At 39.2% G+C, this 14,628-nt stretch carries 15 protein-coding genes; 11 read left to right on the top strand and 4 right to left on the bottom strand.

The features are described 5' to 3' along the window. The first annotated feature begins 7 nt into the window (after window positions 1-7). The 9 genes from murG (at window position 8) to pheA (ending at window position 10,907) form a co-directional block, all read left to right on the top strand. The gene (gene murG, locus AC979_RS09125; protein ID WP_049373923.1) at window positions 8-1,060 is read left to right on the top strand and encodes an undecaprenyldiphospho-muramoylpentapeptide beta-N-acetylglucosaminyltransferase; all 1,053 of its coding nucleotides are present in this window, start codon (window positions 8-10) and stop codon (window positions 1,058-1,060) included. A gap of 71 nt (window positions 1,061-1,131) precedes the next feature. After that, window positions 1,132-2,559 carry a UDP-N-acetylmuramate--L-alanine ligase gene (murC, locus tag AC979_RS09120; protein WP_049373922.1) on the top strand — a complete coding sequence of 476 codons (1,428 nt, stop codon included), beginning with the start codon at window positions 1,132-1,134 and terminating at the stop codon, window positions 2,557-2,559. A 58-nt stretch (window positions 2,560-2,617) separates the two neighbouring features. Next, complete coding sequence (locus AC979_RS09115) at window positions 2,618-3,538, top strand: D-alanine--D-alanine ligase (protein ID WP_032822683.1); 921 nt, start codon at window positions 2,618-2,620, stop codon at window positions 3,536-3,538. Continuing rightward, window positions 3,538-4,323 (top strand): cell division protein FtsQ/DivIB, encoded by a 786-nt coding sequence (locus AC979_RS09110; RefSeq protein WP_049373921.1) that lies wholly within the window; start codon window positions 3,538-3,540, stop codon window positions 4,321-4,323. The genes AC979_RS09115 and AC979_RS09110 overlap by 1 nt, the downstream gene beginning before the upstream one ends. 28 nt (window positions 4,324-4,351) lie before the next feature. After that, window positions 4,352-5,626, top strand: a complete 1,275-nt coding sequence (gene ftsA / locus AC979_RS09105) for a cell division protein FtsA (protein ID WP_049373920.1) — start codon at window positions 4,352-4,354, stop codon at window positions 5,624-5,626. Between the two features lie 86 nt (window positions 5,627-5,712). Then, complete coding sequence (gene ftsZ, locus AC979_RS09100) at window positions 5,713-7,020, top strand: cell division protein FtsZ (RefSeq protein WP_005696524.1); 1,308 nt, start codon at window positions 5,713-5,715, stop codon at window positions 7,018-7,020. 41 nt (window positions 7,021-7,061) lie between these two features. Beyond that, entirely contained in the window at window positions 7,062-7,979 is a 918-nt protein-coding gene (gene lpxC, locus AC979_RS09095; RefSeq protein WP_049373919.1) for a UDP-3-O-acyl-N-acetylglucosamine deacetylase, read from the top strand. A 121-nt stretch (window positions 7,980-8,100) separates the two neighbouring features. Next, window positions 8,101-9,741 (top strand): bifunctional UDP-sugar hydrolase/5'-nucleotidase UshA, encoded by a 1,641-nt coding sequence (gene ushA / locus AC979_RS09090; protein ID WP_049373918.1) that lies wholly within the window; start codon window positions 8,101-8,103, stop codon window positions 9,739-9,741. Between the two features lie 8 nt (window positions 9,742-9,749). Then, the gene (pheA, locus tag AC979_RS09085) at window positions 9,750-10,907 is read left to right on the top strand and encodes a prephenate dehydratase (RefSeq protein ID WP_049373917.1); all 1,158 of its coding nucleotides are present in this window, start codon (window positions 9,750-9,752) and stop codon (window positions 10,905-10,907) included. Window positions 10,908-10,974: 67 nt separating this feature from the next. On the opposite strand, the gene AC979_RS09080 is transcribed toward pheA, so the two are convergent. Continuing rightward, complete coding sequence (locus tag AC979_RS09080) at window positions 10,975-11,301, bottom strand: zinc ribbon domain-containing protein YjdM (protein WP_005699889.1); 327 nt, start codon at window positions 11,299-11,301, stop codon at window positions 10,975-10,977. Window positions 11,302-11,412: 111 nt separating this feature from the next. Here AC979_RS09080 and AC979_RS09075 point away from each other — a divergent pair, with 111 nt between their 5' ends. Further along, window positions 11,413-11,973: a YtfJ family protein gene (locus AC979_RS09075; RefSeq protein WP_049373916.1), complete on the top strand. Its 561-nt coding sequence runs from the start codon at window positions 11,413-11,415 to the stop codon at window positions 11,971-11,973. A gap of 32 nt (window positions 11,974-12,005) precedes the next feature. Here the strand turns inward: AC979_RS09075 and AC979_RS09070 are convergent, their stop codons facing one another. Beyond that, window positions 12,006-12,173 (bottom strand): zf-HC2 domain-containing protein, encoded by a 168-nt coding sequence (locus AC979_RS09070; RefSeq protein WP_049366225.1) that lies wholly within the window; start codon window positions 12,171-12,173, stop codon window positions 12,006-12,008. 11 nt (window positions 12,174-12,184) lie between these two features. Continuing rightward, on the bottom strand, window positions 12,185-12,733 hold the full coding sequence (locus AC979_RS09065) for a sigma-70 family RNA polymerase sigma factor (RefSeq protein WP_049373915.1): 549 nt from the start codon (window positions 12,731-12,733) through the stop codon (window positions 12,185-12,187). A 113-nt stretch (window positions 12,734-12,846) separates the two neighbouring features. Between AC979_RS09065 and AC979_RS09060 the strand changes: the two genes are divergently transcribed. Further along, a complete protein-coding gene (locus AC979_RS09060; protein WP_049373914.1) occupies window positions 12,847-13,152 on the top strand; it encodes a hypothetical protein in 306 nt (101 codons plus the stop codon). 62 nt (window positions 13,153-13,214) lie between these two features. Here AC979_RS09060 and cysS read toward each other — a convergent pair whose 3' ends face one another. Next, entirely contained in the window at window positions 13,215-14,594 is a 1,380-nt protein-coding gene (gene cysS / locus AC979_RS09055; protein WP_049373913.1) for a cysteine--tRNA ligase, read from the bottom strand. Window positions 14,595-14,628: the final 34 nt, after the last annotated feature.

Raw genomic sequence — 14,628 nt, 5'->3', positions numbered from 1 at the left:
AATATTTATGAGTAAAAAATTATTAGTTATGGCGGGTGGTACTGGTGGACATGTTTTCCCCGCCATCGCGGTTGCTCAAACTTTACAAAAAGAAGGTTGGGAAATTTGCTGGTTAGGCACAAAAGATCGAATGGAAGCACAACTTGTACCAAAACATGGTATTCCAATTCGTTTTATTCAAATTTCAGGGTTACGTGGTAAAGGCATTAAAGCATTACTTGGTGCCCCTTTTGCTATTTTAAGAGCGGTATTGCAAGCTCGTAAAATTATTCAAGAATATCAACCTAATGCGGTATTAGGTATGGGCGGTTATGTATCTGGCCCAGGTGGCATCGCTGCAAAACTTTGTGGTGTGCCGGTTATTTTACATGAACAAAATGCCGTAGCGGGCTTAACCAATGAATGGTTAGCAAAAATTGCAACCCGAGTTTTACAAGCTTTCCCAACGGCATTCAAAGATGCCGAAGTGGTAGGAAACCCGGTTCGCCAAGATTTATTTGAAATGCCATCACCACAAGCGCGTTTTTCAGAAAGAAGTGGAAAACTGAGAGTGCTTGTCGTGGGGGGGAGCCAAGGTGCTCGCGTGCTCAATCAAACGATTCCACAAGTGGTTGCGCGTTTGGCAGATAAATTAGAAGTACGTCATCAAGTGGGTAAAGGTTCTGTTGAAAGTGTGACCGCACTTTATGGTGAACACGCCGGTTCGGTCAAAATTACAGAATTTATTGATGATATGGCAGAAGCCTATGCCTGGGCGGATGTGGTGATTTGTCGTTCTGGTGCCTTAACAGTATGTGAATTAGCAGCAGTGGGGACGCCTGCGATTTTTGTACCATTCCAGCATAAAGATCAACAGCAATATTTAAATGCAAAATATCTTGCCGATGTCGGTGCAGCAAAAATTGTTCAACAAAATGAATTAAATGCGAATGTGTTAGTTGATTTCTTAGAAAAAATAGATCGTGAAACCTTGTTAGCGATGGCGATTAAAGCAAAAGAAATGTCAGCACCATTAGCGGCTAAACGTGTAGCTGATGTCATCGTAGAGAATGCGAAATAAGAACAGAGAAGTTAAGGGGAGTAAATAAACCCTTGATCTAAAAGTGCGGTTAAAAGTAAAGGTGAAATAATATGAAACATATTTCGGACGAAATTAGAAAGATTATCCCTGAGATGCGTCGGGTTCAACAAATTCATTTCATTGGTATCGGTGGTGCTGGTATGAGTGGAATTGCCGAAATTTTATTAAATGAAGGTTATGATATCTCTGGTTCCGATATTGCAGATGGTGTTGTGACTCAGCGTCTTGCTCAAGCAGGCGCAAAAATTTTCATTGGTCACCAAGCGGAAAATGTGCAAGGGGCAAGTGTAGTAGTTGTATCAAGTGCGATCCATGAAGATAACCCTGAATTAATCGCCGCAAAACAAAATCGTATTCCAGTGATTCAGCGAGCACAAATGTTGGCTGAAATTATGCGTTTCCGTCATGGTATTGCGGTAGCAGGTACCCATGGTAAAACCACTACTACAGCTATGATTTCGATGATTTATACTCAAGCGAAACTGGATCCAACTTTCGTTAATGGTGGTTTAGTTAAATCAGCCGGTAAAAATGCGCATTTAGGTGCAAGTCGTTATTTAATCGCTGAAGCAGATGAAAGTGATGCCTCTTTCTTACACTTACAGCCGATGGTTTCTGTTGTGACTAATATTGAACCGGATCATATGGATACCTATGAAGGTGACTTTGAGAAAATGAAAGCCACCTATGTAAAATTCTTACATAACTTACCGTTCTACGGTTTAGCGGTGATGTGCGCAGATGATGCGGTATTAATGGAACTTGTTCCTCAAGTTGGTCGCCAAGTATTAACCTATGGCTTCAGTGAACATGCTGATTATCGTATCGAAGATTATGAACAAACCGGTTTCCAAGGTCATTACACCGTAGTTTGTCCAAGTGGTGAACGTATTAATGTATTATTAAATGTACCGGGTAAACACAATGCGTTAAACGCAACCGCAGCACTTGCAGTAGCAAAAGAAGAAGGCATTGGCAATGAAGCAATTTTAGAAGCGCTTGCTGATTTCCAAGGTGCGGGCAGACGTTTCGACCAATTAGGCGAGTTTATTCGTCCAAATGGTAAGGTACGCTTAGTAGATGATTATGGCCATCACCCAACAGAAGTTGATGTAACAATTAAAGCGGCACGCGAAGGTTGGGGGGATAAACGTATAGTCATGATCTTCCAACCTCACCGTTATTCACGTACTCGCGATTTATTTGATGAATTCGTGCAAGTATTATCCCAAGTGGATGCATTGATTATGTTAGACGTGTATGCGGCAGGTGAAGCACCAATCGTCGGTGCAGATAGTAAAGCGCTTTGTCGTTCTATTCGTAATCTAGGAAAAGTTGATCCAATTTTAGTTTCAGATACGGAACAACTCGGTGATGTGTTAGATCAAATTATTCAAGATGGTGATTTAATTCTTGCCCAAGGTGCGGGAAGTGTAAGCAAAATTTCTCGTGGATTAGCCGAACGTTGGAAAGCGTAAATAAATCTAAAAATAACCGCACTTTTGATGAAAAATAAAAAGAAAACAGGATAAGACAATGAATTTAAAACAAGAAAAAATTGCCGTGTTGTTAGGCGGTACATCAGCTGAACGTGAAGTCTCTCTTAATTCTGGTGCAGCTGTGTTAAATGCATTAGTGAGTCAAGGCTATAATGCGCACGGTATCGATCCTAAAGAATATAATGTCGCGAATTTAAAAGCAGATGGTTTTGATCGCGTCTTTAACATTTTACATGGTCGCGGTGGTGAAGATGGCACCATGCAAGGTTTATTAGAACAAATTGGTTTGCCTTACACTGGTTGTGGTGTAATGGCTTCAGCATTAACTATGGATAAAATGCGAACCAAAATGTTGTGGAAAGCTTTTGGTTTACCTGTTGCTGACATGGAGATCGTGACCAAAGAAAACGCTCACGAACTAAACCCACAAGCCGTGGTCGAAAAATTAGGTTTACCTTTGATGGTTAAGCCATCTCTTGAAGGTTCAAGTGTGGGTTTAACAAAAGTAAAAGCAGTCGAAGAATTAAAAAGTGCGGTCGATTACGCACTTAAATTTGATAACACCATTTTGATTGAAGAATGGTTAGCGGGTGATGAACTAACAGTGCCTGTTTTAGGTGGCGAAGTATTGCCGGCTGTTCGCATTGTGCCAGAAGGTGAGTTTTATGATTACGATGCGAAATATATTTCAGATAACACTCAATATTTTTGCCCTGCAGGTCTTTCAGCTGAGCGTGAGCAAGAATTAGCGAAATTAGTTAAACGAGCTTATGACGTCGTGGGTTGTCGTGGCTGGAGCCGCATTGATGTGATGACTGATGCACAAGGTAATTTCCGTTTAGTCGAAGTAAATACAAACCCTGGCATGACAAGTCACAGTTTATTCCCTAAATCTGCGTCAACAGTCGGTATTTCATTTGAACAACTCGTCGTGAAAATTTTGGAGTTGAGTGCGTAATGAATGTAATTAAGCGCAAAAATACACCGCCAACGCAATTGGGTCGCTCATCTAATGGAGAAGGTAAATTCCGTTTTATGTTGCAGATTAAACTTGCTTTGGTGTTACTTTGTGCGGGGTTAGGGTATTTCGTTTATTCAAACTGGCAAAGTTGGCTCGAAAGCTTAGACGGTGATAGAAAAATTACTGCCTATGCCTTAGTGGGCCAAAATGAATTTACCACTTATCCGGATGTGCAAGACGTATTGCTCAAAATGGGTTCACTCAAGGGTTTTTGGGGGCAAGACGTTAAGCAAATTCAAGAGCAGCTTGAAACGATTCCTTGGGTAAAAGGTGCGGTGGTTCGTAAAATTTGGCCAAATCGTTTAAGTATCTGGTTATCAGAATATCAGCCAGTCGCCATTTGGAACAAAACAGAGTTTGTTACAAAAGATGGAACAGTTTTCCAATTGCCGATGGATAAGTTAAAAGAAAAGGCTTTACCTTATTTAGGTGGTCCGGATTATCAAAGCTTAAAAGTATTAGAAGCTTGGAATCAAATTTTTGCTGATTTTAAAGCGAAAAATTTGGTGGTTAAAGGTGTGGCAATTGATGATCGTGGTGCGTGGCAAGTTACGCTAGATAATGATATAGTATTGAAGCTTGGGCGCGGAGATTGGAAACCAAAATTAGATCGATTTGTAACGATTTATCCACAAATTGAAGTGCCTGAAGGTAAACGAATTGATTATGTAGATTTGCGCTATGCATCTGCATCAGCAGCGGTTGGATTGACAGAGAAATAAAAAATAATTCATTGGGTGTAATAAGAAAATGGCAAAAGAGTTGGAACCGAAAGTAATTGTAGGTCTTGAAGTTGGTACATCAAAAGTTGTTGCTGTCGTTGGGGAGGTGCTTCCTGATGGCGTAGTAAATGTACTTGGCGTGGGTAGTTGTCCATCAAAAGGGATTGATCGTGGCAGTATCACTGATTTAGATGCCGTTGTTAATTCTATCCAACGAGCCATTGAAGCAGCTGAATCAATGGCCGATTGCCAAATTATGAGCGTGACTCTTGCGATTACCGGTGAACATATTCAAAGCCTGAATGAGAGCGGCTTTGTTGCTATTTCTGAAAATGAAGTGACTCAAGATGAAATTGATGATGCTTTACATACAGCGAGCTCAGTGAAATTACCTGAGGGTCTTTCTTTATTACACATCATTCCACAAGAATATGCCGTAGATAAACAAGTTAATATTAAAAATCCATTAGGTTTACAAGGTGTTCGTTTAAAAGCAAACGTACACTTAATTGCGTGCCACCAAGACTGGCAAAATAACTTAAAGAAAGCAGTTGAGCGTTGCGGATTACAAGTTGATAAAGTGGTGTTCTCCGGCTTTGCTGCAACACATTCTGTTTTAACTGAAGATGAAAAAGATCTTGGTGTTTGCTTAGTTGATTTCGGTGCAGGCACCATGAATATGATGGTTTACACCAATGGCTCATTGCGTTTCAGCAAGGTTATTCCTTACGCAGGGAACATTGTAACCAATGATATTGCTCATGCATGTACCGTTTCTCGTTCAGAGGCAGAGCGCATTAAAGTGAATTATGCGAGTGCATTGTATCCGGCACGTTTACATGGTGATAAGAAAATTGAAGTGGCAAGTATTGGTGGTCGAGCACCACGTGCGTTAACAAAAAGTGATTTATCTTTAATCACTTCAGCAAGATATATTGAACTATTAGGCGTTGTTAAGGACGAATTAGATAAGCTCAAAGCAGATTTAGAAACCAAACATATTAAATTTGAGTTAATTGCTGGTGTCGTTATCACCGGTGGTGGTGCACAGATTGAAGACTTAAAAGATTGTGCCTCAAGTGTATTTGGTTGCCAGGTACGTATTGGTAGTCCATTAAATATTACGGGGTTAACAGATTATGTGAATCGCCCACAATATTCAACTGTGGTGGGATTATTACAATACCATCATCAAAATAGTGATAATGATCCTGTGGATAGTAACTATGGCGATGAAGCATTAGGCAAAAAATTCTGGAAAGGTCTTAAAAATATTTTCAATAAAGTGAAATCAGAATTTTGATCATTTTGGCTTTTTCATTTACAATAGAAAAAATTTAACTTTTATTAATGTGCTAGCAGAGTATTAGCAGTAACGGAGAACAGCAAATGTTATACCCAGAGTATGGTGATTTTGAAGAGCAAACAGGTGCACTGATTAAGGTTGTCGGTGTCGGTGGAGGCGGCGGTAATGCAGTTAACCACATGGTTGCTAACATGGTGCAACAAGAATTCAATGGTAATTTCTTGGGCGAAAGTGCAATTGATAGCGAAGAACACGGTAAAATCGTATTCTATGCGGTGAATACCGATGCGCAAGCATTACGCAAAAGCCAAGTTCAACAAACTGTACAAATCGGTGGGGCAACAACGAAAGGTCTTGGAGCAGGGGCTAACCCAAATGTAGGTCGTAAAGCGGCTGAAGATGACCAAGAAGAAATCCGTAAAATGCTTGAAGGTGCAGACATGGTCTTTATCGCTGCCGGTATGGGCGGTGGTACAGGTACTGGTGCCGCACCAATCGTCGCTAAAGTTGCAAAAGAATTAGGCATTTTAACTGTTGCTGTTGTTACTAAGCCATTTAGCTTTGAAGGCAAAAAACGTATGCAATTTGCTGAATTAGGGATTAAAGATCTTTCACAATACGTGGATTCAATGATCATTATTCCTAACCAACAAATCCAAAAAGTTCTCCCGAAAAATGCAACGTTAATTGATGCTTTTGCTGCTGCAAATGACGTATTACGTAACTCTGTTATGGGCATCTCCGATATGATTACCTCTCCTGGTTTAATCAACGTGGACTTTGCAGACGTAAGAACCGTTATGTCGGAAATGGGCCAAGCAATGATTGGTTTCGGTTCAGCTCAAAGTGAACCAGGTGCGGGCCGTGCAGAAGAAGCAGCACGTCTTGCAATTAAAAATGATTTATTAGAGAAAGTCGATCTTTCTAACGCTAAGGGTATCCTTGTTAACATTACATCTGGTATGGATCTCGGCTTTGACGAATTTAACGTGGTGGGTGACACAGTAGGTAGCTTTGCATCAGAAGACGCTACTATCGTTGTGGGTACCAGTTTAGTCCCTGAAATGAGCAATGAAATTCGTGTCACGATCGTTGCAACAGGTTTAGGTGATGTTGTTGCGGCTGAGCCAGTAGTGATTGCTCGTCCTCAAGCTGCAGTACAACAAGCGCCAGTTCAACAACCTGTAGCACAAGAAACGATTCAACCACAACCGCCAGTTGGTTTACATGGTTTAGATGCATTAAGACATAATCCACAGCCAGAACCAGCACAGGAACAAAATCCGCAATACGGTAACTTAAATAAACCGCTTGATCCAAGTCGTTTAGAACAGTTAAGAAATAACCCTAATTTCTTTAATCCGGCATCATTTGGTCGTGATGAGAAATAAGAGTAGAAGTAATCTTGTTGTGAAGCAATAAGGTAAAAGAGATGATTAAACAAAGAACATTAAAACAAAGCATTAAAGTCACAGGTGTAGGCTTACATAGCGGCAAAAAAGTAACGTTAACGTTGCGTCCGGCTATGCCAAATACTGGCGTGATTTACTGCCGTACTGATCTTAATCCGCCGGTGACTTTCCCTGCGAATGCAGATTCAGTGCGTGATACAATGCTTTGTACTGCACTTGTGAATGAGCAAGGTGTGCGTGTTTCAACCGTAGAACACTTAAACGCAGCATTAGCAGGTTTAGGTATCGATAATATTATTATTGAAGTTGATGCACCTGAAATTCCAATCATGGACGGTAGTGCAAGCCCATTCATTTACTTGCTCTTAGACGCAGGTATTGAAGAACAAAATGCACCGAAGAAATTTATTCGTATTAAGAAAAATGTACGAGTAGAAGACGGTGATAAATGGGCAGAATTTAAACCTTACAATGGTTTCCGTTTAGATTTCACAATCGACTTTAATCATCCTGCGATTAGTAAAAATGTGCGTAATTATGTGATGGATTTCTCTGCACAAGCGTTCGTACATCAAATCAGTCGTGCAAGAACTTTTGGTTTTATGAAAGATATTGAGTATCTTCAATCTCAAGGTCTTGCATTAGGTGGCAGCTTAGATAATGCTATCGTATTAGATGATTACCGAATCTTAAATGAAGATGGATTACGCTTCAGAGATGAATTAGTTCGTCACAAGATGCTTGATGCAATAGGTGATCTTTATATGTGTGGCTATAATATCATCGGTGATTTCAAAGCTTATAAATCTGGTCACGGTTTAAATAATAAGTTACTCCGTGCTGTACTTGCTGATCAGGAAGCGTGGGAATTTGTTACCTTTGAAGATAAGAAACAAGTTCCACAAGGTTATATTGCACCTGCGCAGGTACTCATCTAACAATGTTTTGTTGAAAAGCTATACTTCTTTCGGGAGTATAGCTTTTTTATTTCCCATCTTGCTCTGTTATTTTTGTTTTATGCGAAGGTAAAGAGCGGTCAAAAATAGAGGTATTTTTATTATGAAAAAATTATTTACCGTGCTTCCTCTTGTGCTAGCAACTTCTGCTGCAATGGCATATGAACAGGATAAAACCTATCAATTTACCATATTGCACACGAATGATACGCACGGACATTTTTGGCCGAATGCAAAAGGTGAATATGGCTTTCCTGCTCACAAAACAATTGTTAATCGCGTAAAAGCGGAAGTCGAGCAAAAAGGTGGCTCACTCATTTTATTAAATGCAGGTGATTTTAATACTGGTGTACCTGAGTCAGATATGCAAACAGCAGAACCTGATATTAAAGCAATGAACGCAATGGGCTATGAGGCAACTGTATTAGGTAACCACGAGTTTGATAATCCACTACAAATTCTTGATATGCAAGAAAAATGGGCAAACTTCCCATTCTTATCTGCAAACGTGATTAATACGAAAACAGGTAAAACCTTAGTTAAGCCTTATACGATTTTAAATAAACAAGATCTTAAAATTGCCGTGGTCGGTTTAACCACAGAGGATACTGCAAAATTAGGCAACCCAGAATACCTTCATAATGTGAAGTTTGAAGATCCAACAACGGTAGCAAAAGCCACATTAAAAGAGCTAAATGAAAAAGTTAAACCGGATGTAAAAATTGCTTTAACACATATGGGCTATTACTATGATGCGAGACATGGTTCAAATGCACCAGGTGATGTAAGTCTTGCGCGTAATTTAGATAAAGGCGCATTCGATATGATTATCGGTGGCCACAGTCATGATCCGATTTGTGTGGATGATAAAGGCGTATGGATTAAAGATTATCAACCAACTCAGCCATGTAAACCAGATTTCCAAAATGGTACTTGGATTATGCAGGCCTTTGAATGGGGCAAATATGTTGGTCGTGCTGACTTTGAGTTCAAAAATGGCGAATTAAAATTAGTGAATTATCAATTAATTCCAGTGAACTTGAAGAAAAAAGTGAAAAAAGAAGATGGTAAAACAGAATATGTAAACTATGCCGAAGAGATTCCACAAGATCCTGAAATGGAAAAACTTTTAAAAACTTATCAAGATAAAGGTGATGCATTATTAAGCCAAAAAGTGGGTAAACTAAAAGGTAAGTTAGAAGGCGATCGTACTATCATCCGTTTTGAACAAACTAACCTTGGTCATTTAATTGCAGAAGCACAACGTCAAAAAGCGAAAGCTGACATTGGTATTATGAACTCAGGTGGTATTCGTGATTCTATCCAAGAAGGTGATGTAACTTATAAAGATATTTTAAAAATCCATCCATTTGGTAATATTGTGAGCTATTTTGAATTAACCGGTAAAGAATTACTGGATTATTTAAATGTAGTCGCATTGAAAGAAGTGGATTCTGGTGCCTATGCACAATATTCAGGTATCAGCATGACAGTAAATCGTGCGGAGAAGAAAGTTGAAAATGTGAAAATTCAAGGTAAACCATTAGATTTAAATAAAACTTACCGTATTTCTTTACCAAGTTATAATGCGGCGGGTGGAGATGGTTATCCAGTCATGACAAAAAATCCAACTTTCGTAAACACTGGTTTTATTGATGCGGATGTTTTAAAAGAATTTTTTGAGAAAAATTCACCTATTAATGCTGAAAAATACATCCCTCATAATGAAGTAACCTTTAAATAAGGAATGAAATGGCATTAGATTTATCAGAAATTCGTCAGCAAATTACGCAAATTGATCGCAGCTTGTTAAAGCTGCTTTCAGAGCGTCATCGCCTGGCATATGATGTAGTAAGAAGCAAAGAAGTGACACAAAAAGCGTTGCGTGATTTAGAGCGTGAGCAACAACTCTTACAAGAGCTTGTGCAGTTTGCTGAAAGTCAAAATTATCAGCTTGAACCACAATATATTACGTCAGTCTTCCAAAAGATCATTGAAGATTCTGTGCTCACACAGCAAGTGTATTTGCAGAAAAAGCTCAATGAGCAAAGAGAAGAAACGTTACATATTGCTTTTTTAGGCAAGCGTGGTTCTTACTCTAATTTGGCTGCGCGTAATTATGCGGCTCGTTATAATCAGCAGTTTGCTGAAATCAGTTGTGATTCCTTTGCTCAAATTTTTGAAAAGGTTGAAAGTGGAGAAGCTGATTATGGTGTACTGCCTTTAGAAAACACCACGTCAGGTGCAATTAATGAAGTTTATGATTTGCTTCAACATACCACCTTATCTTTGGTGGGCGAGTTGGCTTATCCTATCAAGCACTGTGTTTTAGTGAATGAGCAGGATGATTTAAGCAAAATTGATACGCTTTATAGCCATCCACAGGTAATCCAGCAGTGTAGTCAATTTATTCAAAGTCTTGAGCGTGTGCATATTGAATTCTGCGAAAGTAGCTCTCATGCAATGCAGCTCGTGGCAAGCTTGAATAAACCGAATATTGCGGCATTAGGTAATGAAGATGGTGGCAAGCTTTACGGCTTACATGTGTTAAAACATAATATTGCTAACCAAGAAAACAATATTACGCGTTTCATTGTCGTAGCCAAACAAGCACGTGAAGTTTCACCGCAAATCCACACGAAAACCTTATTGTTGATGACTACATCGCAACAAGCGGGCTCTTTAGTGGACGCCTTACTTGTGTTTAAAAAGCACGGTATTAATATGACCAAGCTTGAATCTCGTCCTATTTATGGCAAACCTTGGGAAGAAATGTTCTATTTAGAAATTGAAGGAAATATTCATCATCCAGATACCCAAATTGCCTTGGAAGAGCTTAAGCAGTTCAGTAATTATCTGAAAGTGCTTGGTTGTTATCCAAGTGAAATTGTGAAACCTGCGAAGGTATAACGAAAATAAAAAAGAGCGGTCAATTTTAAAGCTGTTTTAAATCGACCGCTCTTTTTATTGGGAATTCTTAAGCTTTTTTCAAGAACTCTGATTTCAACATGATTTTGCCACAATCGACGTTGTGATCACCGTTTACTAAACGGATGTTTTTGAATTTCGTGCCTTTCTTCAACACTTCAGATGAACCTTTTAATTTTAAATCTTTAATTAAAAGCACATCATCACCATCGGCTAATAAATTACCGTTGCTGTCTTTGACAATCAGTTGATCTTCATCGGCTTCAACTGTTTCGTTACCATTCCACTCATTGCCACAATCAGGACAAACAAAATTCACAGAATCGTGATAAACATATTCACCTTTACATTTTGGGCAAGCTGGCATTTGATCCATTTCTTTTTCCTTCTTTATCTGATTTAAGCAAAGTATAATGCGCACGGAGTATAACAAAAAAGTGACTATTCGCCAAAAAATGGGCAATTTCACGGAATTTATGAGGTATTTATGAAAAAAATTATGCTTTTGAGTGCAGTGATGGGGAGTTTAATCTCAATCAATGCATTCGCACACAATATTCAACCTAATCAATTTTTAGCGAACGTAACGGTTTCGGATAAGGGCGAAATCACTTTAAATGGCAATGATGTAGCTTATAAATCGTGGAGCTCAACGGCATTACCTGGCAAAGTCCGAGTGATTCAACATATTGCAGGCAGAAGTGCAGCAAAAGAGAAAAATCAAGCGATGATTGAAGCTATCAAAGCTGCTCATTTTAACCAAGCTAAATATCAAACCACGACGATTATTAATGCTGATGATGCTGTTGTGGGCACAGGCATGTTTGTGAAAAGTAGTGCAGAAAAAGGCAAAAAAGAAAATGCCCACAGCCAAGTGATTTTAGATGATAAAAGTGCGGTCAAAAATGCATGGGGATTGCGAGAAAAAGACAGCGTGATTATTTTGCTTGATAAAACCGGCAAAGTGCAATTTGTGAAAGAAGGGAAATTGACGGATGATGAAGTCAAGGAAGTCATTTCTCGTGTAACAGCATTAATTGCGAAGTAATAAACCAATAAGCGGAAGTTGTCTTCCGCTTTTTATCCTTTGAAATCCTTCATTAATTTTCTCAATGTGCCACAATTTCGTTGAAATTTACGGCAATGCGTACAGATGGCAAGATGTAAATTGAGCCCAATTTTTTCTTTAGTCATTAATGAGCGTTCTTGTGCATCTGAAATAAGGCGAGTCGCTTGACGACATTTCATAAAATCACTCCTTAAAGTTTATGAGATAAGCAGTTTTGAAGTTGTAAGCGGGCACGATAGAGTGTCGTGTGCAAGTTACTTATGCTTAGTTGATTTTCTTGGCAAATTTCTTCGGAAGATAATTCCAAAAACTCTCTCATCATAAAAATCTTGGCTTGTTTGGCAGGCAGGCAAGTTAAGCAAGTTTCAAAAATCAGCCAGAATTCTTCAGAATAGACCGCACTTTCGCTCAGTTCGAGATCGAGTGGAGAATGTTCAGCTTTCCAGTGTCCCCCTTCATCAAAGAAATGATTGGTTTGTTCTTCATCTTCAATTTCGGTTTCTAGCACTAATTTGCCTTTCTGGCGAAGAAAATCAATGATTTTATTTTTTAAGATAGCAAAGACCCACGTTTTAAATGCGGCTTGTCGTTTAAATTGCTCAAGATGGTTAAATGCACTCAAAAAACTTTCTTGAACCAAATCTTCAGCTAATACAGCATTGCCCACCTGTAATGTGGCAAACTTCAGCATTTGCTCTCTAATTTGTATCAGTTCTTTATCGGAAATTCCGGTTTCCATATTTTTTCCTTGGAAAATGTGTAAGAAAAAGGTTCCTGATTCGTCTAATGATAATGAAAGGGAAAGACCTTTCCAGATAACGTTAATTATTCACAAATTAAGGAAGATTCAAAATGAAAAATATTACTTCAAAAACAACCTTTACTGCTATTGCTGCGCTTTTCTTCGCAACCAGTCTTTATGCGGCAGATATGAAATCGAATGAAATGTCGATGGCAAAAGATTCCATGCCGATGACAAAAGACGCTATGCCAATGCAAAACGACAAAATGGCATCTGATGGGATGATGAAATCTCATGATATGAAATCTCAGGATATGAAAATGGATAATATGAAGTCAGAAGAAATGAAATCTGATGAAATGAAAGTAAAAGAAATGAAGAAAAAAGCAAAAACAATGGAAGCCCCGAAAATGTAATGCTTTCTTCTTAAAAGAAAAACTGCGGTCAATTTGACCGCAGTTTTTGTATCAAAGCGAGATTATTGTTTACGCCACGTTGTGCCGTTAGGGCCATCTTCTAATACGATACCCATTGCCGTAAGTTCATTACGTGCCGCATCAGCAGCAGCCCAATCTTTAGCAGCACGTGCTTCGTTGCGTTGTTTGATGAGCGCTTCAATTTTTGCGACTTCATCATCGTCAGAGCCAGCTTGTAAGAATTTTTCTGGATCTTGTTGAAGTAAACCTAAGATACCCGCTAACTCACGTAAACGCGCAGCAAGGCCATTGGCTTTTTCTGCATCTTCAGTTTTCAATTTATTGATTTCACGTGCCATTTCAAATAGGACAGAAAGGGCGTTCGGCGTATTGAAATCATCGTCCATTGCTTCACGGAAGGCTTCCACAAAATTTTCACCGCCTGAAGCGACCGCACTTTGAGCGGTACCACGTAAAGCGGTGTACAAACGTTCTAATGCACCTTGTGCTAAGTTCAGATTTTCTTCACTGTAGTTAAGCTGGCTGCGATAGTGTGCCGTTAATAAGAAATAACGCACCGCTTCTGCATTATAGTGGTTTAATACATCACGAATAGTGAAGAAGTTTCCGAGAGATTTCGACATCTTTTCTTTATCTACCATGATCATGCCGGAATGGATCCAATAATTGACATATTGGCCACCATGAGCACAGCAAGATTGGGCGATTTCATTTTCGTGATGTGGGAACATTAAATCAGAACCACCGCCGTGAATATCAAAATGTTCACCAAGTTGTTTGCAGTTCATCGCTGAACATTCAATGTGCCAACCTGGACGACCTGCGCCCCATGGTGATGGCCAGCTTGGTTCGTTTTCTTTTGACATTTTCCAAAGCACGAAATCCATTGGATTTTTCTTGATTTCATTAATTTCAATACGTGCACCCGCTTGTAATTGGTCAAGATCTTGGCGTGATAATTTGCCGTATTCCTTAAAGCTTTCTACATCAAACATCACGTCGCCATTGTCTGCAACATAAGCATGACCACGTGCAATCAGTTTTTCCACAATCTCAATAATTTCAGGAATATGATGTGTCGCACGAGGCTCAAAATCAGGACGTAGTACGTTTAACGCATCAAAATCTTTATACATTTCTTGCACCATACGATCCACAAGTTGATCGCAGGTTTCTTTGTTTTCTAATGCTCGTTTAATGATTTTATCGTCCACATCCGTGATATTACGCACATAAGTTAAATCGTAGCCTAAAGAGCGTAAGTAGCGAGCAATCACATCAAAACACACAAAGGTACGGCCGTGGCCAATATGGCATAAATCGTAAACGGTCACGCCGCACACATACATACCCACTTTTCCTTCATGGATAGGTTTGAACACTTCTTTTTCACGAGTGAGAGTATTAAAGATCTTTAACATATTTTTTCTCTTCTAATTAGAATCCGACCGCACT

The sequence above is a fragment of the Parahaemophilus parainfluenzae genome (assembly GCF_001053575.1).
GTDB lineage: Bacteria > Pseudomonadota > Gammaproteobacteria > Enterobacterales > Pasteurellaceae > Haemophilus_D > Haemophilus_D parainfluenzae_S.
The sequence above is the reverse complement of the archived record's forward strand: the minus strand, read 5'-3'. Positions and strand labels throughout refer to the sequence as shown.